At 63.9% G+C, this 24,855-nt stretch carries 22 protein-coding genes and 2 other RNA genes; 10 read left to right on the top strand and 14 right to left on the bottom strand.

Annotated elements, in window-relative coordinates:
• The first annotated feature begins 39 nt into the window (after window positions 1-39).
• A non-coding RNA gene (locus XdyCFBP7245_RS09095) (sX9 sRNA) lies at window positions 40-115 on the top strand.
• 204 nt (window positions 116-319) lie between these two features.
• Here the strand turns inward: XdyCFBP7245_RS09095 and XdyCFBP7245_RS09090 are convergent.
• From XdyCFBP7245_RS09090 to XdyCFBP7245_RS09065, 6 genes are all read right to left on the bottom strand, one after another.
• Window positions 320-661: a hypothetical protein gene (locus XdyCFBP7245_RS09090; protein ID WP_104615426.1), complete on the bottom strand. Its 342-nt coding sequence runs from the start codon at window positions 659-661 to the stop codon at window positions 320-322.
• 22 nt (window positions 662-683) lie between these two features.
• The gene (locus XdyCFBP7245_RS09085; protein WP_244907791.1) at window positions 684-1,439 is read right to left on the bottom strand and encodes a hypothetical protein; all 756 of its coding nucleotides are present in this window, start codon (window positions 1,437-1,439) and stop codon (window positions 684-686) included.
• Between the two features lie 19 nt (window positions 1,440-1,458).
• The gene (locus tag XdyCFBP7245_RS09080; protein WP_104615366.1) at window positions 1,459-1,878 is read right to left on the bottom strand and encodes a ribosomal maturation YjgA family protein; all 420 of its coding nucleotides are present in this window, start codon (window positions 1,876-1,878) and stop codon (window positions 1,459-1,461) included.
• Window positions 1,875-2,456, bottom strand: coding sequence for a hypothetical protein (locus tag XdyCFBP7245_RS09075; RefSeq protein WP_104615365.1), 582 nt, complete (start codon window positions 2,454-2,456; stop codon window positions 1,875-1,877). Before XdyCFBP7245_RS09075 ends, XdyCFBP7245_RS09080 begins: the two co-directional genes overlap by 4 nt.
• Window positions 2,457-2,720: 264 nt before the next feature.
• Window positions 2,721-4,001: an amidohydrolase family protein gene (locus XdyCFBP7245_RS09070; protein ID WP_104615364.1), complete on the bottom strand. Its 1,281-nt coding sequence runs from the start codon at window positions 3,999-4,001 to the stop codon at window positions 2,721-2,723.
• On the bottom strand, window positions 3,998-5,395 hold the full coding sequence (locus tag XdyCFBP7245_RS09065) for an amidohydrolase (protein WP_104615363.1): 1,398 nt from the start codon (window positions 5,393-5,395) through the stop codon (window positions 3,998-4,000). Before XdyCFBP7245_RS09065 ends, XdyCFBP7245_RS09070 begins: the two co-directional genes overlap by 4 nt.
• 140 nt (window positions 5,396-5,535) lie before the next feature.
• On the opposite strand from XdyCFBP7245_RS09065, the gene XdyCFBP7245_RS09060 reads away from it, so the two are divergent.
• A complete protein-coding gene (locus tag XdyCFBP7245_RS09060) occupies window positions 5,536-6,096 on the top strand; it encodes a DUF924 family protein (protein ID WP_104615362.1) in 561 nt (186 codons plus the stop codon).
• 96 nt (window positions 6,097-6,192) lie between these two features.
• Here the strand turns inward: XdyCFBP7245_RS09060 and XdyCFBP7245_RS09055 are convergent, their stop codons facing one another.
• Together XdyCFBP7245_RS09055 and grxD are read right to left on the bottom strand one after the other, a co-directional pair.
• Window positions 6,193-7,062, bottom strand: a complete 870-nt coding sequence (locus tag XdyCFBP7245_RS09055; RefSeq protein WP_104615361.1) for a hypothetical protein — start codon at window positions 7,060-7,062, stop codon at window positions 6,193-6,195.
• Window positions 7,063-7,159: 97 nt separating this feature from the next.
• Window positions 7,160-8,086, bottom strand: coding sequence for a Grx4 family monothiol glutaredoxin (gene grxD / locus XdyCFBP7245_RS09050; RefSeq protein WP_104615360.1), 927 nt, complete (start codon window positions 8,084-8,086; stop codon window positions 7,160-7,162).
• A gap of 60 nt (window positions 8,087-8,146) precedes the next feature.
• On the opposite strand from grxD, the gene XdyCFBP7245_RS09045 reads away from it, so the two are divergent.
• Window positions 8,147-8,923, top strand: a complete 777-nt coding sequence (locus XdyCFBP7245_RS09045) for a polysaccharide deacetylase family protein (RefSeq protein ID WP_104615359.1) — start codon at window positions 8,147-8,149, stop codon at window positions 8,921-8,923.
• Between the two features lie 425 nt (window positions 8,924-9,348).
• Window positions 9,349-11,532, top strand: coding sequence for a TonB-dependent siderophore receptor (locus XdyCFBP7245_RS09040; RefSeq protein WP_104615358.1), 2,184 nt, complete (start codon window positions 9,349-9,351; stop codon window positions 11,530-11,532).
• Window positions 11,533-11,629: 97 nt separating this feature from the next.
• On the opposite strand, the gene XdyCFBP7245_RS09035 is transcribed toward XdyCFBP7245_RS09040, so the two are convergent.
• The 3 genes from XdyCFBP7245_RS09035 to XdyCFBP7245_RS09025 all read right to left on the bottom strand — a co-directional run bounded on the left by XdyCFBP7245_RS09035 (window position 11,630) and on the right by XdyCFBP7245_RS09025 (window position 14,358).
• Complete coding sequence (locus XdyCFBP7245_RS09035) at window positions 11,630-12,301, bottom strand: methyltransferase (protein WP_104615357.1); 672 nt, start codon at window positions 12,299-12,301, stop codon at window positions 11,630-11,632.
• A gap of 135 nt (window positions 12,302-12,436) precedes the next feature.
• Window positions 12,437-13,087, bottom strand: coding sequence for an SGNH/GDSL hydrolase family protein (locus tag XdyCFBP7245_RS09030; RefSeq protein ID WP_104615356.1), 651 nt, complete (start codon window positions 13,085-13,087; stop codon window positions 12,437-12,439).
• On the bottom strand, window positions 13,087-14,358 hold the full coding sequence (locus tag XdyCFBP7245_RS09025; protein ID WP_104615355.1) for a pyridoxal phosphate-dependent aminotransferase: 1,272 nt from the start codon (window positions 14,356-14,358) through the stop codon (window positions 13,087-13,089). The genes XdyCFBP7245_RS09030 and XdyCFBP7245_RS09025 overlap by 1 nt, the downstream gene beginning before the upstream one ends.
• Window positions 14,359-14,646: 288 nt before the next feature.
• Here XdyCFBP7245_RS09025 and XdyCFBP7245_RS09020 point away from each other — a divergent pair, with 288 nt between their 5' ends.
• From XdyCFBP7245_RS09020 to XdyCFBP7245_RS09000, 6 genes are all read left to right on the top strand, one after another.
• Window positions 14,647-14,889, top strand: coding sequence for a cysteine peptidase family C39 domain-containing protein (locus XdyCFBP7245_RS09020; RefSeq protein ID WP_104615354.1), 243 nt, complete (start codon window positions 14,647-14,649; stop codon window positions 14,887-14,889).
• Window positions 14,890-15,363, top strand: coding sequence for a hypothetical protein (locus XdyCFBP7245_RS23765; protein WP_146091665.1), 474 nt, complete (start codon window positions 14,890-14,892; stop codon window positions 15,361-15,363).
• Window positions 15,364-15,696: 333 nt separating this feature from the next.
• Window positions 15,697-16,209, top strand: a complete 513-nt coding sequence (locus XdyCFBP7245_RS24460; protein ID WP_244907790.1) for a hypothetical protein — start codon at window positions 15,697-15,699, stop codon at window positions 16,207-16,209.
• 212 nt (window positions 16,210-16,421) lie between these two features.
• Complete coding sequence (gene rsgA / locus XdyCFBP7245_RS09010) at window positions 16,422-17,513, top strand: ribosome small subunit-dependent GTPase A (protein WP_104615353.1); 1,092 nt, start codon at window positions 16,422-16,424, stop codon at window positions 17,511-17,513.
• Window positions 17,513-18,775 (top strand): flavohemoglobin expression-modulating QEGLA motif protein, encoded by a 1,263-nt coding sequence (locus XdyCFBP7245_RS09005; protein ID WP_104615352.1) that lies wholly within the window; start codon window positions 17,513-17,515, stop codon window positions 18,773-18,775. The genes rsgA and XdyCFBP7245_RS09005 overlap by 1 nt, the downstream gene beginning before the upstream one ends.
• Before the next feature lie 160 nt (window positions 18,776-18,935).
• On the top strand, window positions 18,936-19,616 hold the full coding sequence (locus tag XdyCFBP7245_RS09000; RefSeq protein WP_104615351.1) for a type 1 glutamine amidotransferase domain-containing protein: 681 nt from the start codon (window positions 18,936-18,938) through the stop codon (window positions 19,614-19,616).
• Between the two features lie 8 nt (window positions 19,617-19,624).
• On the opposite strand, the gene XdyCFBP7245_RS08995 is transcribed toward XdyCFBP7245_RS09000, so the two are convergent.
• From XdyCFBP7245_RS08995 to XdyCFBP7245_RS08985, 3 genes are all read right to left on the bottom strand, one after another.
• Window positions 19,625-19,697, bottom strand: a non-coding RNA gene (locus XdyCFBP7245_RS08995) — sX9 sRNA.
• 592 nt (window positions 19,698-20,289) lie between these two features.
• Entirely contained in the window at window positions 20,290-22,209 is a 1,920-nt protein-coding gene (locus XdyCFBP7245_RS08990) for an alpha-amylase family protein (protein ID WP_104615350.1), read from the bottom strand.
• Window positions 22,210-22,244: 35 nt separating this feature from the next.
• The gene (locus XdyCFBP7245_RS08985; protein WP_170068582.1) at window positions 22,245-24,698 is read right to left on the bottom strand and encodes a TonB-dependent receptor; all 2,454 of its coding nucleotides are present in this window, start codon (window positions 24,696-24,698) and stop codon (window positions 22,245-22,247) included.
• Window positions 24,699-24,855: the final 157 nt, after the last annotated feature.

Here is a 24,855-nt window from a genome sequence, read left to right as displayed (position 1 = left end):
GCTCATCGCCAGGTGGGCGCGGCCGGTGCTCGGTGCGGCATATGCCACGCGTCGACTCCGGTTCCTTCGCGCCGTCCACACCCATCTGACGACTGCTCGTTACGTTGTGTTGGCCGCTTAGAGTTGAGGGGAGGATGTGGCCGTGATGCCGCTGCGCGATGCTAGGCGGACGCGACCTGTGCTGCGACTGCCGAAGATGCAGAGCGTGCACCCGGTTCAAACTTCAGCCATGAATCTAAGTGCGGGTCACGCTTGTACTGCGACTTGGAGACGGGGTGTTGATGCATGACTGCGATGACTGCGTTTGGTGGCAGGTGTTTTAAGGCTGCTCGGCTTGGCTCAGCGCGTCGCGTGCGCTGGTAATGGCGGCGATCCATTGGTCGCGCTTGCCGATCACAAAGCGGTACTCGTCGTCGTTGTCCACCTGCACGGCCAGCGATGTCGGCGCCACCGGCAGCAGCCCGAACAGCCGGGTCCAGCGCGGTTGCAGCGACACGATGGTGCGCAGTGGGACAGCAAGCGAACGCGTTTGCACATTGAACGCGTGCGGCTGGAACAGCAGCGTGTCGGCAGTGAGGATCAGGCGTCCGCCCACCGCCTCGATCCCGCGCTGCAGATTGGCCGGCGCCTGGCGCAGCACCACGCTTTGAATCGAGCGCAATCCGCCGCCTGCAAATATCATCTCACCGACCTGCGTCGCTGGCGTCGCAGGCGCGGCGCGGCTGCCAGTTCCATGCGCCTTGCGCGTTGGCCAGACGAACCTGCCAGTGCTGGGTGTCGTCGCTCAGGCAGGTTGCCGTGGCCTGCAGTTGCGTGCCGAACCACTGTGGCGCGCTCAGTTCGGCGATACCGGTGGTGGCATCCTGGCTGAGCAGCATGCTGGTGGTGGTGATCAGCGTGCGCTGGTTGAAATCCAGGACGCGCCACTGCGCGCCGTCCATACCGTCGACTTGTACAACGGCCAGATAGCGGCTGCGGTCCGGCGAAATCACCACCTGGGTGCCGCCGGGGAGCTGTTTACCGCTGCGGGTGTCGATCAACACGCCGGCAAAGCTGTCGCCATCACGGTGATGCAGCAACACGTAGGCATCGCGGCGATCGCAATAGCGGTACTCGGTGCCATCCAGCGGCGCATCGTAGGGCGGGCTGTCGGTGAACACCTGCGTGCCCGCATCGGTTGCCACTTCCAGCCGATGCGCGCCCACACGCCGCACGCGATCGCCGGCGCCTGCGGCAAGGGCGGCGGCCTCCTGCGCTGCATCGTCCAGATCTTCGCAGTGCAGCGTCAGTGCTGTGCGGGTAGGCGTCGTGGCGGCAGCCGCGATCGCCCCGGCACTCGATGGCGGTGCAGACCCGGTTTCGCGACCACAGGCGCCCAGCGCAAGCAGGGTGGCAAGGGCAGCGCGGCGAGCGATGGTTGAAGACAGACGGGTCGGCATGGCATTCCAGGAAACGGGATCAATCGACCAGCGGCGCTGCGGGCGTTGCATGCCGACGCGGTCGCAACAGCGCATCGCAGCCAAAGGACATCACGCCGCCGATGGCATACATCAGCACATCGTGCAGCGTTGCGGTGTTGCCGAGCGCGATAGAGGCCGCACCGCCGGGGCGCAGGCCGAGCCGGTCGGCCAGATGGATGGCCTGCAAGCCTTCGATCGCGCAGCCGATACCGATGGCCAGGAGGCAGGCCCATCGGGGCGGGCAGCCGAACACGCCGCGCAGGCCGCAGTAGACCAGCGCTACGGCGAGCACATCGCCCAGGCTGCCGCGTACCCACGCACCGCCGATCCATCCGGCAGCGATCGCCACTTCGATCAGCAACAGCGCAACGGCCACCAACACGTAGCTCGCACGCGCACGCAACGACGGCGTGTTCATGGCGTCTTTGCGGGCTGCCGCTGGCGGCCCATGGTGAAGGTGCTGATAAGCGGAATGAGGACGCCGCGCTGGCGGTCGTTGACGGTGACCTGTACCTGCCAGCGGCCGGGCGGGTCGCTGGCTTCCGCACGCACGGCCAGACTGACCTGCGCCAGATAGACATGCCGCGGGTCGCCTTCGATCTGCGTCTGCAGGCACGGCGCATCGACGGTGTTCTGCGCGGCATGCCCGGTGGGGTCGATGACGCGGATGCTGCACACCACATCGGCGCGCCGTTGCGCATCCAGCCCCGGGTTGGACAGGAAAATCAGCACGAACAGCGTGTCGCCGGTGGCGACGTGATCGGCCTCGTTGAAATGCGGAGCGGTGTCGCTGGGCGTGTTCCACTTCTGTTGCCAGTCCGCATCCGGGGTCAGCAGCAGGCCGGCGCCCATGTCTTGCACGGTCTTGCGGCTGGGCGATTCTGCAACCGAGTCGCCCTGCGCGTTGATCCATCCCGATTGCGCCATGCTAGAGAGCGGCATCAAGCCCAGGGAGGCAGCGATGATGGATGGCATCAGGCGGCGCGGCAGGCGCATCGGCAGTCCTTGCGAGTGATGCCGGCACGCTGCCGGCAAGGGTGGATGCGCAGGCCGACGCATGCGCAGGCCTGCGCTGGCGAAACCATTGCTATACACGCTCGCACCGACACAGGCAGCACTGGGAGCAGCTGAGGCGAGCAAGCAAGTCTCAGCGCCAGCGTAGCCGGCGCGGAAGAAATCGCAGTGTACGAGCCGTACATGTCGATTCAGAGCGCCGACCGTGCCGGCATTGCAGCCGCCCAGTGGTTGTGTTCGCTGGTCTTATTTCAGATACGCACGCGGTAGCGGTCCAGCCTGCTGCATGTAGCGGTCGCGCAGTTCGGTCTGACGCGAGCGCATCGGCATCTCGTGCCCGCCCAGCCACACCTGCTCGGCGTAATGCGCCACATCCAGCGGGTCGCCTTCCCAGAGCACCAGATCGGCCTGCTTGCCCACCGCAATGCTGCCGATACGATCGGCCACGCCGAAGATCTCCGCAGGCACGCGGGTCAGCCCGGCCAGGCCGGATTCCCACGGCAGGCCATTGGCCACCGCATTGCCGGCCAGCTGGCGCAGCTTGCGCGCGTTGTGCGAGGCATCGCCGCTCTGGGTGAAGCTGACCTCCACACCAGCGGCGCGCAGGCGCGCAGCGTTTTCCAGCGTGGCGCCGATCTGATCGAAGGTGGCCGGCAGATCGGCCAAGGCGTTCACCAATACCGGCACCTTGGCCTGCGCCAGTTGCGGCGCCAGCTTCCACGCTTCGGCGCCACCGGCGATGGCGATGCGCACCTTCTCGCGCTGCGCCCAGCGCAACAACTGACGGATGTCGGCGGCGCGTTCCACTTGCACCACGATGCGACCTTGCCCGGCCAGATACTTGGCCAGCACGCTGCGGCCCATCGGGGTCAGCAAGGCATGCGGCGAATCCGCCGGCACGCGGCCGCGCGCTTCGGCCACCAGCTGATCGAGCAGCATCCATTGCGCTGCACGCGAGCTGCCGGTGAGATCGGATGCTGCCGCGCCAATCCGGATGAACAACGCATGCGGGCCGACCGGGTCCGGGCTACCGTCCAGTCGCACGATGCCGCCCTGGCCGGCGATGAAAGCACCACTGGTGGTGGCGCCGAGCGCGGTGAAGCCGATGCCTTCCAGGCGCGCTACCGGCACCAGCACCGAGTCGGGGTTGTAGGCCAGGGTGACGTCGAACTCGGGGCGCATCGGTTGCTCGGCCAGCTTCAGGCCGCTGTCCACGGTGCTGTCTTCGCCGGACACTTCTTCGATACCGATCTTGGTGATGCCGCCGAACAAGGCCGGCGTCAGCGGGCGTCCCTTGGCATCGACCACGCGGCCATCGGCAGGCGCGGCGAGGTTGCTGCCGATCGCGCGGATCACGCCGTTTTGCACCAGCACATCGGTGTGTTGCAGCGTGCCCTGCGCGGTGGCGGTGTGCACGGTGGCATCGCGGATCAGCACCTGCTGTGCGACGGCGGGCAGTGCCAGCGCGGCCATGACCAGCGCGCTCAACGCGCGCAGACGCGGGCGTGCGAACCAGGCGCGGCTCATCGTGCCACCTCCTGGCCCAACATGAAGTCCGACACCGGCTGCAGGGCGCGGTTATGCCGGTCGTAGACCTGCGCGCCGTCGATATACACCTGTTCGGCCAATGCATAGGAGCTGAAGGGATTGCCGTTCCACACCACCACATCGCCCATCTTGCCCGGCTCCAGTGCGCCGGTTTGCTTCTCGATGCCCAGCGCCTTGGCCGCGTTGCTGGTGAGCCAGCGGATGGCGCGCTCGGGCGCAATCTCGGTGCCGCTGCGGCGTGCGTTAGCGATCACCTTGGCGGCCTCCTGGTTCAAGCGCTGGATGCCTTCTTCCGAATCCGAATGCACGATGGCGCAGCTATTGGCCGGGCGGTCGACCATGGCGATGTTTTCCTGGATGCCGTCGAAGGCTTCCATCTTGAAGCCCCACCAATCGGCCCACAGCGCACCGCAGACGTTTTCCTGCGCCAGCCGGTCGGCCAACTTGTAGGCCTCCACGCCGTGGTGGAAGGCGGCGATGTGGAAGCCGAATTCCTTGGACAGGTCGAGCATGGTCGCCATTTCGTCGGCGCGGTAGCAATGGATGTGCACGCGGATATCGCCGTTGATGGCGCCGGCCAGCGTGTCGAGTTTGAGGTCGCGTTTGCCGCCGGCATCGCCGCTGCTGTCGTTGTCGCCGCCGCTGCTCCACCAGTGGCGCTTCTTGGTGGTCTTTTTCGGTGCGTTCTTCTGCAGATACTCGGCCGCATCGATGAACGCGGCGCGGTAGCCGGCCACATTGCCCATGCGGGTGGCGGGCCCGCCCTTTTCGCCGTAGACGCGCTTGGGGTTTTCGCCGCAGGCCATCTTCAGACCCCACGGCGCGCCGGGAAACTTCATGCCCTGGTAGGTGGTGGAAGCCACGTTCTTGAGCGTGACGCCGCGCCCGCCGATCAGATTGGCCGAGCCCGGCAGGATCTGCAGCGAGGTGATGCCGCCGGCCAGCGCGGTGCCGAAGCCCGGGTCCTGCGGCCAGATCGAATGTTCGGCCCACACGTTGGGCGTGACCGGTGCGGTCATCTCGTTGCCATCGCTATGCGCGCTGACGCCTGGGCTGGGATACACGCCCAGATGCGAGTGCACGTCGATGATGCCGGGGGTGACCCACTTGCCGGTGCCATCGATGCGGCGCGCGTCGGCGGGCGCTTGAAGTGCGCGGCCAACCGCGGCCACCTTGCCGTCGCGCAGCAGTACGTCGGCATCGTCCAGCCGCTGCCCGGTGCCGGTCAGTACCGTGGCGTGCTGGATCAGCACCGGACCGGACGCGAGCGCGTGGTAGGTGCTGGGGTATGGGTCTTGCACAAACCGCGATGCCGCAGACGCAGGCCCGCACAGCAGCGCCGCGCCAAGGGCGGCGAACAGAATGGAACGCATGGATTTCCCCGGTGAAACGAAAGCGTAGGCCGCAAACCTAGCCGCCAGGGCCGTGCTTGCCAAGTGCTGGACGTCGGGGAGCGGTGGCCTCATCACATGCGCACGTGCATGCTGTGCCGTATTCGTCAGGGGGAACGTCGATGATTGCCAAAACAGAGCGCAACAAACAGGCCGATGTGGTGCTGGCCTTCTGGGAACTGGCCGGCTCCGCGCGCTGGTTCACGCATAACGATGCGTTCGATGCCAACTTTCGCCAGCACTTCAGCGAGCAGCATTTTGCCGCCGCCCGCGGCGACTACGCGGACTGGATGGCGCGTGCCGAAGACGCACTGGCGCTGTTGATTCTGCTGGATCAATTCCCGCGCAATGCGTTCCGGGGCAGTGCGCACGCCTACGCTACCGATGGGCTGGCATTGCGTTACGCCAGGCAGGCGCTCGAACGGGGGTTCGATCAACAAGTCTCGGCGCAATTACGGCTGTTTTTCTATCTGCCATTCGGGCACGCAGAGGATCTGCAGGAGCAGGCGCGCGCCATGCAGCTGACCGCTGCACTGGACGATGCTGAAGCCACGCGCTGGGCGGCGGAGCATCAGCAGATCATCCAGCGCTTTGGCCGCTTTCCGCACCGCAATACGGTGCTGGGACGCGAGACCACCGCCGAAGAGCAGCAATTTCTCGATGAAGGTGGATTTGCCGGTTAATCACTGGCGTGGCGTGTCTGCGCCACGCATGTGGATGCTGGGTCCGCACCGATGCGCGATGCCGTAACCGGCAGCGCACAGGGGGCAGCAAACAGATCAGCAGCCGCCCGGCAATCCTTCCGAGCGCCAGCCGGTGCCTTCGCCGAGCAGCAGAGAGAAACCGTAGCTTTCGTAGCCGCTCTCGGACAGCACGAAGTCGAGCGTGCCGTTGCCGTCGATATCGCCGAACTGCAGCAGGTGCGTGCGCAGCGGCAGGTCTTCGCAATCGTCGCAGCCGCTGGCCGCGCTGCCGCGGCGGAACTGCCAGCGGTTGCCGTCGTGTTCGAAGATCGCCAGCACGACGAGCACGCCGGTCGGATTGTCCGGGTTGCCGGTCTTGGTCGGGTGGTTGGAGGTGAGCACCGCCACGCGCCGCTGCGGCTGCTGTGCATCGGTCACGATCTGCAACGATGCCGTGTCCTGCGCACGGTCCGCAGCGAAGGCCGCCAGCGCTTTGGCCAATTCCGCCGGCTTGACGGTCTTGCGCAACTGCGCGGTGTCGCCGGCCTGACGCAGCAACTCGGTCTGTTCGGCAGCGGTGGCGGTGCGGCCGGCGAAACGCTTGCCCGGATTCAGATCCACCGTCGACAACAGCGGCGAGTGCGACAGCGCGGGGTTGCCCTTCAAGCGCAGTTTCGCGGTGCCGCCGCACATGCTGTTGTCGTCCACGGTCAGTGCAGCAAGCCGCACGTTGGCGGTGGAGACACCGTTATCGAAGGCCTGCAGCGGCTGGCTCAGCAGCGACTTGGGCAGGGTGGAATCTTTGGCCACGGTCTTGCCCAGCCACACCGGAATGTATTCCAGCGGATCCTCGGACGGCTGGCTGTCGTAGGTCTGCACCAGCAGCACAGCGCGGGTGGGTTCGGCGGCCTGTGCGGCCAGCGGCAACAGGGCGGCCAGGGCGAGCGCGATCAGACGGGTTTGCATGTAGCGAAGTCCTTGTAGGTGTTGATCCATGAAAAAACGGGCGCTCCATGGAGCGCCCGTTTCGGTATGCAGTGGTGCGTGGCGCGCCTGGCCGCGCTCAGTATTTCGCCACGCCGTTGTCCACCTCGTCCGACCAGGCGTCGATGCCGCCGGTGACGTTGTAGACGTTGCTGAAGCCCAGCCCGCGGAAATGCTCGGCCGCTTGCAGGCTGCGCCCGCCGCGATGGCACAGGAACGCCAGCGGGGTGTCCTTGGGCAGTTGTTCGATCGCCTGGCGCTCGTGCGCATCCAGGGTGCGGAACGGTGCATTGACCGTCGCCAGTGCACGTTCGTCGGCCGGACGGACATCCACCAGGGTCAGGCTGCCGGCCTTGAGGCGGTCGTCGGCATCGCGCACCGACAGCTCCTGCACCGGCTTGGGCGCGTTGGGATTGTCGATGGCCAGGCCACGGCCACGGATGTCGTCCACCCAGTCGATGGTGATGCCCTCGGCGCGACGTGCGCTGGCCAGATCGAACTGCACGCGCAGGCCGTTGGATTCGGCCGCGATGGCGTTCGGGTTGGTCGGCGCCAGCTGGAAGTTCGGCTGGAAGTTCGCATCGATGGCCAGCGTCAGCGACGCATCCGGGGCATCGGCCAGCGCGCCCTTGAGCATGTCCACTGCGGCCGGGGTGATGGTGATCTTCGGCGGGCTGCGATCCGGCGCCTGCAGGCCGAGCATCGTGCTCAGCTCGCCGCTGTCGGCCATCTGCAAAATGATGTCACTGCCGCCGATCAACTCGCCATCCACGTACAGCTGCGGAATGGTCGGCCAGTCGCCGTAGGCCTTGATGCCCTCGCGGATCTCCTGGTCGGCCAGCACGTTGACGTGGGCATAGTCGATGCCCAGCCCGTCCAGCACGCCGATTGCCTTGGCCGAAAAACCGCACTGCGGCATGCTGGGCTGGCCTTTCATGAAGAGCACCACGCGGCTGGATTGCAGCAGCGTATCGATACGGGAACGCAGGGCGGGGTCGAGGGACATGGCAGCACTTCGGTGAGAGCGTGGAGATTGGTCATTCTACGCCGCGTGGCATCATGCGGCATGACCACGCCGGAAACGCTGTATCGCATCCCCTCCCACCCCTACCGCTGGGTGGGCTTGCTTGCCCTCTCGCAGGTGGCGGTGGCGGTGCTGTGGTGGCATCTGGGCTGGGCTTGGGGCCTGCCGGCGCTGCTGCTGTCGCATGCATTGTTCGTGGTGCCGGTCTTTCTGCCGCGCGCACGCTTGTACGCGCCGGTGCTGGCGCGATTGCCGGGTCGCGCGCCGCAGGTGTGGCTGACCATCGACGATGGCCCGTCCGACGACACCCCGGCCATGCTCGAACTGCTCGATGCCTACGATGCCAAGGCCACCTTCTTTGTGGTCGGCGCGCGCGCCGAGCAGCGGCCGGAGCTGGTGCGCGAGATCGTGCGCCGCGGGCACGGTATCGGCAACCACAGCCATACCCATCCGCAGGCCTGGTTCTGGGCATTGGGGCCGCGCCGCATGGCGCAGGAAATCGGCCTGGCGCAGCGCACCCTGGCCAGTATCACCGGGCAGGCGCCGCGGCTGTACCGCTCGGTGGTCGGCATGACCAACCCCTTCGTCGCCTCGCCGCTGCGTGCGCACGGGCTGACCCGCGTGGCCTGGAGCGCACGCGGCTTCGACGGTGTGCGTTGCGAACCGGACGCCACTGTGGCGCGGATCGTGCGCGACCTGCGCCCCGGCGCGATCGTGCTGCTGCACGAAGGCGCCGCGCACGGCCATAACCTGACCATCCTGCGTGGCGTGCTGGAGGCGATACGGTTGCGTGGGCTGGTGGGGCGGCGCCCGGATTGAGGTGACGCGCGCGGATGTCGCGCGCGCTGCAGCGGACTTGCGATCGGAATGCAGGCGGTGCATCGCCTATGGCGTCAATTTGCGTGACCTTTGCTGCAACCAAGCGCGGCCAGCCAGGCATAACGGCCACCTGTCCCGTGCGCGTGGATGGACTGTCCGAGGCCGTCAGTCACGGCGTGACACGCGGCGGCGTCGGCCCAAACTGATGTGCGTATTGCCGCGCGCCTGCTCGTTACTTCGGGTACGCGGAACAGCACTTTTGCCGTGGATTGCAGAGCATCCGACATACGCCTCTATTGACAGCGCTCTGGCCCGGATCGACCATGCGCGCCCCAGCCAGCTATTGGGCCGCACCGTGCACGGTGTGACCGCGCCAGCCTCAGTCGCCGTCATCGACGGCAGTTTTCGATCATGAGGCCGACACCATGTTCTATCGCCCCGCTTTCGTGCGCGCCGCTGTGCGTGTGGATCTGAGTGTGCCGCGCGCCGGGATGACGCGGTCTTTGTTGGCGCTGGCCTATGCGTGGCCCGCGCTGGCCGCCGCGCAGGCGAATACCAGCGATCCGGTGGATCTGGATCGCATGCAGATCCTGGCGCAACGCAGTGCCGCCACCGAAAGTACCGACGCTTATACCGCCAGCATTGCGCGCAGTTCGACCAAGCTGGAACTGTCGTTGCGCGACACGCCGCAGTCGGTGGTGGTGGTGACGCGCCAGCAGATCATCGACCGCAATCTACAATCGCTGCAGGACGTCACCGACACCGTGGCCGGCTTCAACTCTCCCACTTGGGACACCGAGCGCACCTACATCACCGCCCGCGGCTTCGAGGTGGATTACTACCGCATCGATGGCATTCCCACCGACTACACCGGCGATGTACAGCAGAACATGGCCATCTACGACCGTGTCGAGATCGTCCGTGGGGCCAATGGGCTGACCTCTGGTGCGGGCAGCCCGGCCGCGTCGATCGATCTGCTGCGCAAGCATGCCGACAGCGATGCGTTCACCGGTCGTGTGGATCTGTCGGCAGGGCGCTGGGACCGCTATCGCGGCACCGTCGACCTGCAATCGCCATTGAACACGGCAGGCAACGTGCGTGGTCGGGTGGTGACCAGTTACGAAGACAAACAGTCGTTTCGCGATTACTACAGCAAGCAATCGTCGTTGTTCTACGGCATTGTCGATGCCGATTTCAGCAATGCCACCAGCGGTTACATCGGCATCAACAAACAGCGCAACGACGGTCGCGGTACCACCTGGGGTGGGGTGCCGGCGTACTTTAGCGATGGCAGCCGCACGAATTTTGCGCGCTCGGATTCGTTCACTCCGCGCTGGGCGCGCGGCGTGGCCGACACCACCAATGCGTTCGCCGGGCTGACCCATCGTTTCGACAACGGTGCGCAGCTGCACGTGGAGTATTCGCATCAGCGTTTCGAGGCCGATTGGAAATCGGTGCTGTTCGGCTACCTTGATTACCCGGACAGGGACACCGGCCTGGGCCTTGCCAGCAACTTTGGTGGCCGCTATCCCGCACTGAGTGCGCAGAACAGTCTGGATGCCTACGCCACGGTGCCGCTGACGCTGTGGGGTCGCGAGCACGAACTTGTGGCCGGCGCCACTTGGATGCATCGCAACGTGCGCAGCTGGTCCAACGCGCCGCTGCAACCGTTGGCCGCGGAAAGCGTCTACGCCTGGACCGGCACGATGGCGCAACCGCAGTGGAGCGCGCTGACCAAGGGCGAAGACCGCGATGTGCGTCAGGTCGCCGCCTATGCGGCCGGACGTTTCCAGCTCAGCGATACCTTGAAGGCGATTCTCGGTGCACGCATCACCGACTGGAAAAATACCGACCAGCTTGTACCGGCCAATTCGTACGAGCGCCGCGGCCGTACCACGCCGTACGCTGGTCTGATCTTCGATGTGGACGATCGCCATTCGCTGTATGCCAGCTACACCGGCATCTTCAAACCACAGAACAACCGCGACCGTGGTGGCCGCTCTCTCGCCCCGCTGGAAGGCAATAGCTACGAAGTCGGCGCCAAGGGAGAGTACCTCGGCGGCCAGCTCAATGCCGCGTTGGCGCTGTTCCGTATCGAGCAGGACAACCTGGCGATCAACGACCCGGGGCAACTGGTGCCCGGGACCACCACCCAGGCCTATCTCGCCGCCAAGGGCACGGTCAGCCAGGGCGTGGAGTTCCAGCTCGACGGGCAACTGTCGGAGCAATGGCGCATCGCGTTCGGGTTTGCCCAGTTCGATGCCAATGACGCCAGCGGTGTGGACGTCAACCCGGCCAGCCCGCGCCGCGAGGCCACGCTGTTCACCAGCTGGCAGACCGGGCCGTGGCGGCTCGGCGGTGGGTTGAGCTGGCAGTCGGCCATCCACGAGCTGATGGCGGGGCCGCAAGGCACGACGCAGCGGCTGACCCAGGGCAGCGTGGTGCTGGCCACTGCGATGGCGCGCTACGACATCACTCAGAACTGGTCGGCGCAACTCAATGTGCGCAATCTGTTCGACCGGCGTTACTACGCCAACATCGTCTACCAGAGCCAGTTGATTTACGGCGACCCACGCGATGTGGAACTGACGTTGTCCTGGAAGTTCTAGTGAACACCTTGCGTGCGTCCAAAGCACGCATCAGCGCTGGAGACGGTGCATGCAGACGGCGCATCCGCTTGCACCGTTGTCGCCAAGACGGCAGTGCTCAGCGCGGCTCGGCCACGATCAACCAGTTGTTGAACGGTGTGTTGCCGTACAGCGGCGCAAAGCTCGCACGCAGGCCGGCCGCATCCAGGTGCGCCTGCAGGTTGTCGCGGGTGGGGTAGCTGCGCGGCATGCGCTGCATCCAGCCGCTCAGATGCGCCAGCACGTCGGTCACGCGGCTGGTGCGTCCACGGCCGCTGGCATCGCCCAATGCACTGCGAATCACCAGCTTGGCACCGGGCGTGAGCATCTGCGCCACGCTGCGCAGCAGGCTGGCCTGCATGTCCGACTGCAGATATTGCAGCACGTCCAGAATGGTGACACTGCCCTGATGCTGCGGCCACGCGATGCTCAGATCGACTACGTCGAACTTGGTATTGCCCAACTGCGAGCGTTGCGCGATGTGCTGCGCGCGGCGGATCTTGGAAGCATCCACATCCACACCGTAATACGCCAGCGCCTGGCCATCGGCACGCAATGCATGCGCCAGCAAGCCCAGCCCGCAGCCCAGATCCAGCACCGGCGCAGTGGTGCTGCGCAGCTCGGCCAGCACACCGGGATACAACGGGTCGGTGCGTAGCTTGGCTTGCGTGTAGTAGTAATCGTAGCGGTTGCCGAGCGGATGCTTGGGCAAAAACGCGCGTGCGATCGCCAGCGCTTGGGCGCGGCTCATCGGTTGGGTGGCGGTGCTGTGCAATGTCGATCCTTGGCAATCAGGCGTGCTGCGCGGCTAGCTTAGAGCCAGTCGCCCCGATTGCGGTAGGCCCGGTTGGCGGTTTCGCGATGCGCAGCTGCGCGTGGTGGCGCTTTAGGCAGGCGTGTCCACAGATCCGACAGTGCCCAGCGCATGGCGCGCTGCAGGTAGCGCCATCGCTACCCAACGCGCATACATCGCAGCGGAGGGATGCAGGCCATCGTCGACCAGCATGTCGATAGCATCGCCGCCGTCGCGGCTGATGGCGGTGATGTCGACAAACCGCACGGCGTGCGCTGCGCAACGCTCTGCCGCCACGCTGTTGAAAGCGTCGATCTGCGCCGCGATCAGCCCCGCATCGCTGCCTTGCGCATGCGCGAACGGGGTCAGCCCCCAATCCGGAATCGACAGCACAACCACGCGCGCGGCATGACCGCCGGCAGACCCGATCGCACGCTGCAACAACGTATCGAACTGGCTACGGTATTCGTCCAGCGAGCGCCCGCGGTACTGGTTGTTGACGCCAATCAGCAGACTGACCAGATCGAACGTGCCCTGCGGTGCGGCCGCGTCGATACCGGCCTGCAATTCGTCGGTGGTCCAGCCAGTGGTGGCGATGATCTGAGGTGGCGCCACGTTCCAGCCGTGGGCACGCAGACCATCGACCAACTGCATCGGCCAGCGCTGCGCAAGCTCGACGCCTTCGCCGATGGTGTACGAATCGCCCAGCGCCAGATAGCGCAGCGGCGTACCAGGCGCCGCCATCAAGCGACGCTGCGCGACTTGAGTGGCACCACTTTGGTCACGGCCTCGGCACGGCGTGCCAGTGCGCGGTCGATGCGCGCGAACACATCGCGCATGACGCTGGCTTCCGGCATCAAGGTCACGCGGAAGTGATGGCGGTATGGCACGTTGAAGCTGGAGCCGGGCACGACCAGCACGCCTTCTTCGTTCATCAGGTCCAGCGCGAATGCGTGATCGTCGAAATTGCGTGCGGCCGCACCGACCACCGCCGGGAATGCGTACAGCGCCCCGGCCGGTGCCACCAGCTGCAGATGCTCGCTGGCCGCGCAGGCCTCGATCACCGCACGGCGGGTTTCGTACAAACGGCCACCGGGCGCGCACAACGCGGAAATAGTGTCAGGCCCGTTGACCGCCGCATCGATGGCGTACTGGCCCGGCACGTTGGCGCACAGGCGCAAGGCGCCGAGCAGGTCCATTGCGTTACGCAGGTCGTTGATGCGCGATTGCTCGCCCGACAGCAGCGCCCACCCCACTCGCCAGCCGCAGGCGCGGTGCACCTTGCTCAGCCCGCTGAAGGTGATGCACGGGTGCGCACCGGCCAGCGGCGCCACCGGCACGAAAGCCGCGCCGTCGTACAGCACCTGGTCGTAGATTTCGTCGACCATCAGCAGCAGGTTGTGCTTGGTCGCAATCGCCACGATACGCTCCAGCAACTCGCGCGAATAACTCGCGCCGCTGGGATTGTTGGGGTTGATCAGCACGATGGCGCGGGTGCGCGAGGACACCAGCGTCTCGATCTCCACCGGGTCCGGCTGGAAGCCGTTTTCCGGCGCGCAGCGGTAATACACCGGGCGGCCATCGTTGAGGATGGTGGCCGCCGACCACAGCGGGTAGTCGGGCGAGGGCACCAGCACTTCGTCGCCGGGGTTGAGCAGGGCGCGCAGCGACAGGTCGATCAGCTCGCTGACCCCGTTACCTACAAAAATACGGTCAGGGTGGGCATCGGGATGCTGACGACGCGAATACGCTTTGGCGATCGCCTCGCGCGCTTCCGGCAGGCCCTGCTGATGGGTATAGGGATCGGTGCGACCCATGTCGTCGGCAATCGCGCGCTGCAGATGCTCCGGCGCGCGGAACCCGAATGCACCCGGGTTGCCGATATTGAGCTTGATCAGCTTGCGGCCCTGCGCCTCCAACTCCCGCGCTCGTCGCGCCAGCTCGCCCCGGATCTCGTAGCGGACTTCGGACAGACGCTCGCGGATGGCGAGCGGCTTTTGCGGGGCAGTGGACATGCGACGGGCCGGTGGTAGGCGTGAGGCTTGGCATGGTAGCGGAAATATGACAGGCGGACATGCTTGCATCGGCAACGATGTCAAGTGGGGCCACCCCTGCTGCTCACTATTTGTGGGTATGGCCATTGAGGAATGACCCGACCGCCATCAGTGGCTGCGTCTCAACCTGAGAGACGCCCGATTGAGAAAATAGATCGTCAGCGAGGGGTTGGCTGATTGACAGTTTCTTAACATCCCAAGATTCTATTCCGTCACTTGAGCCCGTCGGCTCTCAGCAAGGATCGCGTTATGTCAGGGGGAAGTGCGTCGCTCTCGTTAGTCGAGGGCGGCTCGTCGGTGGATGATCGACCGGATCTGGGGCTGCAGGGACTCGTCCTTCTGGCGCAATTTCACGGAATTGCGGCCGATGCGGCGCAGCTGGCGCACGGCTTTGGCCCTGCGATGGGCGATCATCAATATATTTTTCGTGATCCTGAAAATAACGTTGGTAGAAACATTGTGATCGGAAATGTTTTTGCAGGGCGTGGGTAAGTGGGCGCTAAAATCAGTTCTCTTGCATTAATTAATTTTGGATTTTTGATTAATTGTACGTTGCCGTTAACTGTTTTTTCTGTATCAGAGTACTGTATCGAATTCGTTGCATCAAAAATGGTTGGTTCAAATAATCATATTTGGTTGAATTCCCTCAAGCCCAGCTTCCCGGAAGTTGCGTTTTTAGTTACTATCTCAGGGCTTGTGGCTATCACGCTCTCACTAATTCCTTTGTTCATTGCTGCTTCGCAAATATCGCTTGTTAGGTTGGCGATCTTCAAAGATACGGTAATGATTTCAACTCACAAAGAAGGTGGGCCTTATAAATTTTCTGGGTTGATAGCTCCTCTGGCGAATTCTGCTATTTCCTTGATGGTGGTAGTTTGGGCTCCTGTGTACGGCGGAGGTGCATACTGGTCGGAAAATCCTGGAATCTTTTTCATCGCCCAAACCGTTTCATCGCCCAAACCGTGATTTTTTGTTTTTGTTAAGTTTCCAACTTGTGCGTCATGGTTTGGGGAGTGGCATATTTTAAATTGAGGGATGTCAGGTGAATTTAATCCGCAGGGGAGGATGGGGCGGGCAACGCGATTTTGAAAAAGGAAACGCCAAGCTGATTGCCGTCCAGGTTGATTGAGCCAATGTGCGAATGAAGGTGGCGATAAGTTTGGATATCGAGGTTAAAATGACTGGACACCAAAGTTCTGCTGATAAATCGGCGTTGACGCCGCAAGGAAAATGCACGTCGGCCTAGTTGTGAGCTTGCTGGGTCTGCGTCAATGCATGGGATCTCTAATGAAGTCGAGAATGAATTGGCTGGAACGATGGAGCGGATCATTTCCCTGGATATTCTTTCTTTTTCCATTGTTATTTAGCAAGGCTGCAGTAGCGTTGGGCATTGCTGATTTTTGTATTTTTCCTGGATGGAAGTTGTTTTACGAGGCAGTCTTAGGGAGTTCCGAGGGCTACGGTTTAACTACGACAGCGTCGCTGCTTTTGTCTCCCCTCATCATGCTATGGCTTTATTCGACCTCGGATGTTCCTGAGATTTACAGCAGGCCAAAAGCTTTTTTAGCTGCTGCATTGATATTTGTTCTTTTTCTCGGATTTCTTCTGGCGCTTTTATTCGGGCCTCCGGTTGAAGCAGCTGAAAGTTCGGGAAAGGGCATGTTGCTAATCATCAAGTTGGGGCGGTTTCATATATTGTTTAGCTTGGGGTACGGGTTATTCGTTGCGGTATGTGCTGTTTTTGGCTATTGCTCATGTGCCGTTGTATGGGCTGCACTGAATCGATTTAATAAAGATGGAATGGACTTGTAGTTGCTTCGACTGGCAGTAGTCGGAGTAACTGCCCGCAGTAGCGATGTGGTTTTTCGAGATGCAGGGATTTCCAGCTCCAAAACTGATGGCTCGCCTTTGGGCGCAACTGCATGGGCTGGTGTGTCTTATCTGTTCTGTCCAGAACACCGAGTCTTGGGCTCGTGCTCCGAGCGAAACGTGGCAAAACAGGTTGTACACCCTAGAATCGTTCCATGAGCCACACACCCCCCAACTACTCCACCCTCCAATCCATCGGCTGGCCCTGGCCCGGTCCTCCTGAGGAGGCTGCCTGGCAGGCGGTGTTTGCCGCGCATCCGCAGGCGCTGCCGGCGCGGGTGGTGGAGCAGCACCGTACCGGCTATGTGGTGGCCGATACGCCGGAGGCCAGCCTCAAGGCCGAGTCGCTGCCGGAGTGGCAGCGGCCGCGCTTCCCGAGCCATGAGCGGGCGGCGGTGGGCGATTGGGTGCTGATGGAGGGCAAGCGCATCGTGGCGCTGCTGCCGCGGCGCACCTCGATCAAGCGGGGGGCGGCCGGCGAGCATTACCACCAGCAGGTGATCGCAGCCAATATCGATACGGTGTTCATCGTGTGCGGGCTGGATGCGGACTTCAATCCGCGCCGCATCGAACGCTATCTGCTGCTGGTAGGGGGCGGTGGCGCGCAGCCTGTGGTGGTGCTGACCAAGGCCGATCAGACCGAATACGCCGCCGATGCGTTGGCGGTGCTGGAAGAGCTGGAGGCGCAGAACATCCCGCTGCGTGCGGTCAATGCCAAGGATCCAGAGAGCGTGGCAGCGCTGCGGCCGTGGTTGGGCGACGGGCGCACGGCGGTGCTAGTGGGCTCGTCCGGTGCGGGCAAGTCGACGCTGACCAATACTTTGCTCGGCACGCAGAAGATGAAGACCAATGCGGTGCGCGAAAACGATTCGCGTGGCCGGCATACCACCACGTACCGTGCGTTGATCCCGTTGCCAACCGGCGCCTGCCTGATCGATACGCCCGGCATGCGCGAGCTCAAGCCAACCGGTGAGGAAAATCTGGCCGAAGGCGGTTTCTCTGATGTGGAAGCGTTGGCGGCGCAGTGCCGCTTCAACGATTGCGCGCATATTGCCGAGCCCGGTTGCGCAGTGCGCGCGGCGATCGATGCCGATACGTTGGATCCGGAGCGTGTGGCCAATTACATGAAGCTGCGCGAGGAAGTGGCCAGCGCGGCCGAAAAGCTCGCCACCCGTGTTGCGCAGAACAACCGCGGCAAGGGCTCTGGCAAGCGCCCGGCCAGCGTCGATCGTCCCGGACGGCGCTGATGCCATCGCGCAAGGGGCCGCCGGACATCGTCCATCACGCGGCGCTGGATGCGCGCCTGGTCAAGGCGGTGCGCGGGGTGCGCCTGCTCGCCCTGGCGAGCTGGCCGCGCTCGCTGCAGGAGCCGTTTCTGCAGAGTGTGGCGCGCGGGCAGCCGGAGTTGCCGCAGGTGGACTACCCGACGCTGGATTTTGGCGACACCCGACGCGAGCTGGCCGCGATTGCGAAAGCCGCCGACCCGCATCACCCGATCGGCGCGTATCTGATCGATTCGACGCATAGCTGGAGCCTGGCGGCCGGTCTGCTGGAATCGCTGGGCACCAGTGCGGTCAGCGACTATTCGGCGCAGTTGTTCGGCGTGCCCGACGACCCGATGCCGGGCAACGGCCCGACCACGCGCGAAGCGGCGCGGCATTTCATCCAGATCGCGCAGGAACTCGATCGCGAATTGCTTGCACCGGAAGAGCAGGTGCCGGTATCTGCCACCGCCTTGCGCATGCAGCTGCAGAACGACCTGGACGCCTTCTTCGAAGGACGCGTCATCACCGTCACGCTCGACCCGGATCTGCTCGCCAAGGCCGCAGCCGGCGCGCACCGGATCCGTTTGCGCACCGGCGCCACCTTCAGCGATTACGACCGTGCGCAGCTGTTTCATCACGAAGCGCTGGTGCATTCGCTCACTGCGCTCAATGGCCGCGCGCAGGTGCATCTGCCCAGCCTGGGCATTTCATCGCCACGCACCACCGCAACGCAGGAAGGCCTAGCGACGTTTGCGGAGCAGATCACCGGCAGCATCGATATCGAACGTATGAAACGCATCAGCCTGCGCATCGAAGCGATTGCGATGGCGCGCTCGGGCGCCGACTTCATCGAGGTGTTCCGCTATTTCACCGAGAGCGGGCAGAGCGCAACCGAAAGTTTTTCGTCCGCGCAACGCGTGTTCCGCGGTGTGCCGACGGCAGGCGGCGGTGCGTTTACCAAGGACACCGTGTACCTGCGCGGCCTGGTCGCGGTGCACACCTTCTTCCGGCATGCCTTGCAGCGCGACCAGCTGCAGCTATGCCGGTATCTGTTCGCCGGCAAGATGGCATTGGGCGATGTGGCGCGCTTTGCGCCCCTGTTCGATAGCGGGGTGTTGGTCGCTCCGCGCTGGTTGCCGCCGTGGGTGAGCCGGGTCAGCGGGCTGGCCGGCATGCTGGCGTTTTCGTTGTTTGCCAATCGCATCCGCATGGATCAGTTGCAACCGCCGGCAATGAATGTCTGAGATGGCACACAGCGTTCGATGAAATGCGCGTGCGCGATCACATGGTGATCGCGTCGGTGAACCTGCGCATGCAAGCCCGCGCGTTCTACACGATGCTGCAACGAACCGGACTGCACACTGCACGCCTCGCCCGTTTTGGGCCATAACACGAGGCAATGCGATGAAAATCTTGATGGTGCTCACGTCCCACGACCAGCTGGGCGATACCGGCAAGAAGACCGGCTTCTGGCTGGAAGAATTCGCCGCGCCGTACTACGTTTTCAAGGACGCTGGCGCCGACATCACCGTGGTCTCGCCCAAGGGCGGTCAGCCGCCGCTGGACCCGAAGAGCGACGAGCCCGATGCGCAGACCGAGGCCACCAAGCGCTTCAAGCAGGATAGCGATGCGCAGAAGGTGCTGGTCACTACGCATCGTCTTGCTGACGTCAAAGCCGACGATTTCGATGCGCTGTTCTATCCGGGCGGCCACGGCCCGCTGTGGGATCTGGCCGAAGACAAGCAGTCGATCGCGCTGATCGAAGCCTTTGCCGTAGCCGACAAGCCGCACGGCCTGGTCTGCCATGCGCCGGGCGCACTGCGTCATGTCAAGGGCAGCGATGGCAAGCCGCTGGTCAACGGCCGCCGCGTCACCGGGTTCACCAATGGCGAAGAAGAGGCAGTCGGTCTGACCAAAATCGTGCCGTTCCTGGTGGAAGACGTGCTGATCGAACTCGGTGGAAAGTACGAAAAGAAGGCCGATTGGGCAGTACATGTCATTGCCGACGGCACCCTGGTGACCGGCCAGAACCCGGCGTCGTCTGAAAAGACTGCAGAAACCCTGCTGACGCTGTTGAAGGGTTAAGTGAGAGCGGCCAAGAAGCGTAGCGACTAGTCGTCACGCATGGGCGGCGCGTGCAGGAACCGACGTGTACGAGTGGTACATGTCGATTCCGGGTACCGTCCGCGTTTGCCTGGCGGCTACGCGCTAGCTTTGTCGGCTGCTCTTAGCTGTCTACGCGTTGTCGAGGCGCTGTATTAGAGGTGTGCGTGGTTTGTGCAGCAGCGTTCGCGGATGCGTGTCGCTGCTGCAAACTCAAGCTCGGCTGAGTGAGTAACGCTACCGCACGCGTGATAGCGAATAGGCACTTCTGCATGGTTGGTGCCGAATCCTGGGAGGCCTAGCCATTCCCGCGCAAGACACCCCAGCGCAGTGGCTCAAGACATTCCAGCGCAGTGGCTGTAAGACGCGCCCACGCGATGGCGTAAGCACGCGTGGTACCAATGCAGTAACGCTAGCCCCTCTCCCGTCGGGAGAGGGGTTGGGGTGAGGGTACGGTTGCCGCATCGCCAAGACCCCGCACCCGCATTGTTCAAAAAAAACGCACCAATCAGCTCCTATACTGCAGGCAGTGCGAGGCGCAGGTCATCGACAAAGAACCGTAATTGCCTCACTCAAGCAACATGTTTCAACTAGGGTGCATATTGCAAGCAGGGCACGGCGCAGATCATTGACCAGCACCCCGCACCCGAATCGCTCAGTCGATACGTTGCAACCAGCGCACCGCATACCCAGGCAGCGCAAGACGCAGGTCATCGCCTAGCGGCTCTGCAACTGCATCGTGCTTGTCGGCCAATACCTGCCACCGGCCACTCAACGTGCCGGAAAACGCCACATCGAGTAATTGATCGCTGAAGTTATGGACGGCGACAAAGCTGTCGCCACGCGTCAGCGCAAACAGGTGCGCGTTCTCCAACGCCACACTACCCAACGGTTGATCCGCAGCAAGTGCCGATAGTGCGGTGCGTTGTTGGATCAATGCGTGCAAGCGCTGATAGACCTGCCCGCTCACGCTGCTGCTGTCTTGGCGCTGCGCGGCACGTTGCCAGTCCATTGACGGGCGATGCAACCAGCGGCCTTCGTGCTGGCGCTGCGTATCCACGCGGTAGCTGATGTCGTTGGGCAAGGCAAGTTCGTCGCCCATGTAGATCAGCGGCACACCCGGCATCGCCAGGGCAACCGCGTAGAGCAGCACCAGTCGATCCACTGCCATGGCCAAAGCTGCCAAATCGCCCGCATCGTGCGCGGCCTGGATGCCGGCGAGTGCGGCCGCCATGCCGTTGGTGCCGTGCACACCATCGCCGCTGCTCTGGAAGCTTTCGCCACGCGCGTAGCTGCCCGGTAGCTCATTTGCGTAGAAGCGCGCGACATCGCGCAGCGAAAACGCCGGTTGCATGGCATTGCCCGCGGCTTCGTGCTGCAACACATTCCAGCCGATGTCGTCGTGGCAACGCACGTAGCTTAGCCACGCGCAGTTGGTGGGCAACGGCGGGCTATGCGCAATGACCTGATGCAGGATGTCGCCGCGTTGCAGCGCCAGTGCCGACCACCCGGCTGCCATCAGCGTGCTGTGGTAGGCCAGGTGGCATTCGTGGCCCTGATCGGCGCCGCTGCCGAAGTAGGGCGGCAGCTGGCTCATCGGCACGATGGCTTCGGCCTTCATCGCCACCGAAGGCGCAACGATGTCGGCAACCGCACGCAGCGCCACCAGCAAGGTATGCGCCTCGGGCTGGTTCATGCAGTCGGTGCCGGTGCGCTTCCATAGATACGCGGTGGAATCCAGACGGAACGCCTCTACCCCGAGGTTGGCCAGCTGCAGCATCGCCAGCGCCATGTCGCCGAACACGGCCGGGTTGCTCCAGTTCAAATCCCATTGGTAGGGATAGAACGTGGTCCACATCCATTGTGCGGTGTCGTCCACCCAGGTGAAGTTGCCCGGTGCGGTATGCGGAAAAACCTGCGCCAGCGTTGTTTCGTACTGATCGGGCAGGCTGCGGTCGGCGAAGTGATGGTAGTAATCGAGATAGCGTGCATCGCCCGCGCGTGCGGCTTGTGCCCAGGCGTGATCGTCGGCGGTGTGGTTGAGCACGAAGTCCGCACACAGGCTGATGCCCGATGCGCGCAGCCGGGTGGTGAGCGCAACCAGGTCGTCGTTGCTACCCAGGCTCGGCTCCACCTGGCCGTAGTCGCTGACCGCGAAGCCGCCGTCGTTGTCGCCGGCGCGTGCGCGCAGAAACGGCAGCAGATGCAGATAGCGCACACCCAGTTCCTGCAGGTACGGCACGCGCTCGGACACGCCCTGCAAGGTGCCGGCGAAGCGGTCCACGTAGGCGCTGTAGCCCAGCATGTGCTGTGCGCCAAACCAGCCCGGCTTGCGGGTGGCATCGAGCTGTTGCAACGCCTGCGGGCGCTGTTGCGCGCTGCTGCCGAGCGCGCCCAGCCACTGCGTCAACCAGGCTGCGTAATCGGGGCGTTGCCCATACAGCGAATGCAGTGCATGCAGCAGACGTGGTGCATGTTCGTCAAAGCGCGCCAACAACGGCGCGGCGTGCTGTGCATCCAGCGGCGCGGCAAAGGCCGCGCGCAGAGCGGTGGAATCGATGGCGGAGGTGCTCATTGGAAGCCGCCGGGCCTGGGCCCGGCGCGGGGTCCTTAGAAGTCGTAACGCAGGCTGATGCTGGTGGTGCGGCCGGCAATCGAACGCGCGCGGATGATGCCGTTGGCCGGAATCGTGGCTTCTTCGGCTTCGGTCAGGCCAAAGGTGTTGAACAGGTTGTTGACGTTGAGCGCGACGGTGAGCGAATCGGTCACGCGGTAGTCGCCGAACAGGTTGACCTGCGTATAGCCGGGCATCTTCAGCTGGTTGGAATCCTGCGTATAGGCATCGGTGGTGCCGATCAGATTCACGCCGAACTGGTAGCCGTCGCCGCGATAGCTCGGGGTGAGCTGCCAGATCACGTCGGCTTGACGACGCGGCACATTGCCGGTGTTTTCCGGGGTGATCTGGTCGCGGGAAATTTCTGCATCGGTCCAGGTCAGGCCGCCGTTGACGGTGAAGCCCTCGTAGCGGTAGCTGGCTTCCAGCTCTACGCCGTGCGCTTTGTAGCTGCGGTTGAAGAAGCGCTGGCTGGTGACTTCGAAGTTCTGTTCCTGGGTGCGTGCGGAGAAGGCGGTGGCGAACAGGCTCAGACCGTCGCGGCGCCACTTCAAGCCGGCTTCGGCCTGGCGCACCACGTTGACGCCTTCATCGGACGACACCGAGCCGTCGTCGCGCACCACGCCGAACAACAGGCGATCCGCGTTGGCGCGCGCACCGCGGCTGATGCGTGCGAATGCGCCAAGGTCGTCGCTAATCAGGTAATTGCTGCCCAACGAATACGACAGGTAGTTCCAGTCGTAGTCCACCGGGCGTGCGTTGGCGGTGTCCACGGTGGCCACGCGCTGTTCCACCGGCTGGATCACGCCATCGCCGTTGACGTCCAGGTTTTGCGCAATCGCGGTGCCGCTGTAGTTGCCGCGCGCATCGCCCATGTCGTAACGCAGGCTGCCGTCGATGCTGAACTTGCCGCTGTCGAAGGTCAGTGCGACATAGGGCGCGTTGACGTCGTAGCGCACGTCGTAGCTACGGGTGTTACAGCAATCGCCCCAGAACGGCACGCCGTAGGCGTACAAGCCATTTTGCGAGCGCGACACGCCGCCGGCATCGACCACGTTGAGCAGGCGCGAGTCGCGACCCAGGCTTTGCACGTAGGAGTTCCAGGTCCAGTCCATGTCGATGGTCTGGCGCGAGCTGTAATAGCCCATGCGCAGATTCAGCGTGCGGCCGTCGCCATCGAACTCGCGCGAGAGGCTCAGGTCGTTGGTGACGTTGCCCAGATCGTTGATGGCGACATTGAACAGATGCGTGCGGATGGCATTGCCGGTGTAGGCCTGGCCGGCATTCGGGCCGCCTGCCTGCACCAGCTGCGCGCCAGCGCCGCCGATGGACGATGCCAGCGAGGCAGCATCGGTGACTTCGGCCGGGAACGGACTGACGAAGCGGCCGCTGTTGTCGGCGATGCGGAATTTCTCGCTCAGGTTCCAGCCACTGCCCAGGTCGAACCACGCTTCGGCGCCGATGGTGCGCGAGATCGGGTGCATGCCGTCGCCCAGGTCGGTGCGGCGCGGCTGGTTGTTGCCATCCAGGCCGACATCGGTGCGGAAATTGCGGCTGTACAAGGTGTCGTTGCCGGGATCGAACCCGGGGAAGCCACCCAGGTCCGGCGAGCCGTCGCGGCCACGCACCGAGGTGGGCACAGGCAGATAGCCGGCGGCGCGGTCGTTGAGGTATTTGCCGTACACCCGCACGTAGCCGTTCTCGAACAGACGGGTGAGGTTGGCCTTGAGTTGGCCGCCCTTGTCGGTGGTGTAGCCGGCATCGCGCACGCCATCGCCCTGGCGGAAGAAACCGCCGATGTTGAACTGCCAGTGCTCGGCGAACGGCGCGCCGTAATTGAAGTCGATGCGGGTGTTGTCGTAGTCCAGACCGCGACTGACGCCGACGCTGCCGCCTTCGGTGTCGCCGGTCTTGCTGATGAAGTTGATGATGCCGCCGGGCGCATTGCTGGTGAACGTCGACGCCGAGCCGCCACGGATGGCTTCGATGCGATCCATCGTGAAATCCGAGCGCAGGAAGATATCGGCGTTGCCGAAGGCGATATCGCCGAACTCCATCACCGGCAAGCCGTCTTCCTGCAGCTGCAGGAACTTGGCGCCACCGGAGGCCACCGGCAGACCGCGCACGGCGATGTTGGCGTTGCCTTCGCCACCGCTGGACTCGGAGCGGATGCCTGGAATGTTGCGGAAGATTTCCGCAGTGCTACGCGGCGCCGACTGCTCGATCGCCTCGGCACCGACGGTGCTGACCGACACGCTGGACTTCAATTTGGTGGTGGCGGTGGAGGTGCCGGTGACGAACACCGAATCCAGATTGACCGCGGCGCTGTCGGCAGCCGGCGGAGTGGCGGGTGCGGCGGCGGTGTCCTGGGCCAGCGCGGCGGGCGCGCACAGGCAGGAAACGACCGCGCAGGCCAGGGCATGCAGGCGCAGGGTGTGCAAGGTGGACATCGCGATTCTCTCTCTCACAGGTGGTGGTATGCCGACGCCTGCATCGTCCCCTCCCAGGGAATGGCCGAGCGGCCTGCAGTGCGAGCGCAGTAATACGCGCGAATACAATCGATTGCAATCTTGCGTTGCAACATTTGAATCGGAAAGCGAAGTCTCA

Origin of the sequence: Xanthomonas dyei, from assembly GCF_002939865.1 — a bacterium.
Lineage (GTDB): Bacteria > Pseudomonadota > Gammaproteobacteria > Xanthomonadales > Xanthomonadaceae > Xanthomonas > Xanthomonas dyei.
This window is presented reverse-complemented; position numbering and strand designations above follow the sequence as displayed.

Excerpts from the sequence above, each read along its gene's own strand:
- XdyCFBP7245_RS09035 (WP_104615357.1), bottom strand. The coding sequence starts at position 12,301 with ATGAGCCGCGCCCAAGCGCTGGCGATCGCACGCGCGTTTTTGCCCAAG.
- grxD (WP_104615360.1), bottom strand. The coding sequence starts at position 8,086 with ATGTCCCTCGACCCCGCCCTGCGTTCCCGTATCGATACGCTGCTGCAA.
- XdyCFBP7245_RS09080 (WP_104615366.1), bottom strand. The coding sequence starts at position 1,878 with ATGAACACGCCGTCGTTGCGTGCGCGTGCGAGCTACGTGTTGGTGGCC.
- XdyCFBP7245_RS24460 (WP_244907790.1), top strand. The coding sequence starts at position 15,697 with ATGAATTGGCTGGAACGATGGAGCGGATCATTTCCCTGGATATTCTTT.
- XdyCFBP7245_RS09060 (WP_104615362.1), top strand. The coding sequence starts at position 5,536 with ATGATTGCCAAAACAGAGCGCAACAAACAGGCCGATGTGGTGCTGGCC.
- XdyCFBP7245_RS09070 (WP_104615364.1), bottom strand. The coding sequence starts at position 4,001 with ATGAGCCGCGCCTGGTTCGCACGCCCGCGTCTGCGCGCGTTGAGCGCG.
- XdyCFBP7245_RS09085 (WP_244907791.1), bottom strand. The coding sequence starts at position 1,439 with ATGCCGACCCGTCTGTCTTCAACCATCGCTCGCCGCGCTGCCCTTGCC.
- XdyCFBP7245_RS09000 (WP_104615351.1), top strand. The coding sequence starts at position 18,936 with ATGAAAATCTTGATGGTGCTCACGTCCCACGACCAGCTGGGCGATACC.
- XdyCFBP7245_RS09005 (WP_104615352.1), top strand. The coding sequence starts at position 17,513 with ATGCCATCGCGCAAGGGGCCGCCGGACATCGTCCATCACGCGGCGCTG.
- XdyCFBP7245_RS09065 (WP_104615363.1), bottom strand. The coding sequence starts at position 5,395 with ATGCGTTCCATTCTGTTCGCCGCCCTTGGCGCGGCGCTGCTGTGCGGG.
- XdyCFBP7245_RS08985 (WP_170068582.1), bottom strand. The coding sequence starts at position 24,698 with ATGTCCACCTTGCACACCCTGCGCCTGCATGCCCTGGCCTGCGCGGTC.
- XdyCFBP7245_RS08990 (WP_104615350.1), bottom strand. The coding sequence starts at position 22,209 with ATGAGCACCTCCGCCATCGATTCCACCGCTCTGCGCGCGGCCTTTGCC.
- XdyCFBP7245_RS09045 (WP_104615359.1), top strand. The coding sequence starts at position 8,147 with ATGACCACGCCGGAAACGCTGTATCGCATCCCCTCCCACCCCTACCGC.
- XdyCFBP7245_RS09040 (WP_104615358.1), top strand. The coding sequence starts at position 9,349 with ATGTTCTATCGCCCCGCTTTCGTGCGCGCCGCTGTGCGTGTGGATCTG.
- XdyCFBP7245_RS09030 (WP_104615356.1), bottom strand. The coding sequence starts at position 13,087 with ATGGCGGCGCCTGGTACGCCGCTGCGCTATCTGGCGCTGGGCGATTCG.
- XdyCFBP7245_RS09020 (WP_104615354.1), top strand. The coding sequence starts at position 14,647 with ATGTCAGGGGGAAGTGCGTCGCTCTCGTTAGTCGAGGGCGGCTCGTCG.
- XdyCFBP7245_RS09055 (WP_104615361.1), bottom strand. The coding sequence starts at position 7,062 with ATGCAAACCCGTCTGATCGCGCTCGCCCTGGCCGCCCTGTTGCCGCTG.
- XdyCFBP7245_RS09025 (WP_104615355.1), bottom strand. The coding sequence starts at position 14,358 with ATGTCCACTGCCCCGCAAAAGCCGCTCGCCATCCGCGAGCGTCTGTCC.
- rsgA (WP_104615353.1), top strand. The coding sequence starts at position 16,422 with ATGAGCCACACACCCCCCAACTACTCCACCCTCCAATCCATCGGCTGG.
- XdyCFBP7245_RS09075 (WP_104615365.1), bottom strand. The coding sequence starts at position 2,456 with ATGCGCCTGCCGCGCCGCCTGATGCCATCCATCATCGCTGCCTCCCTG.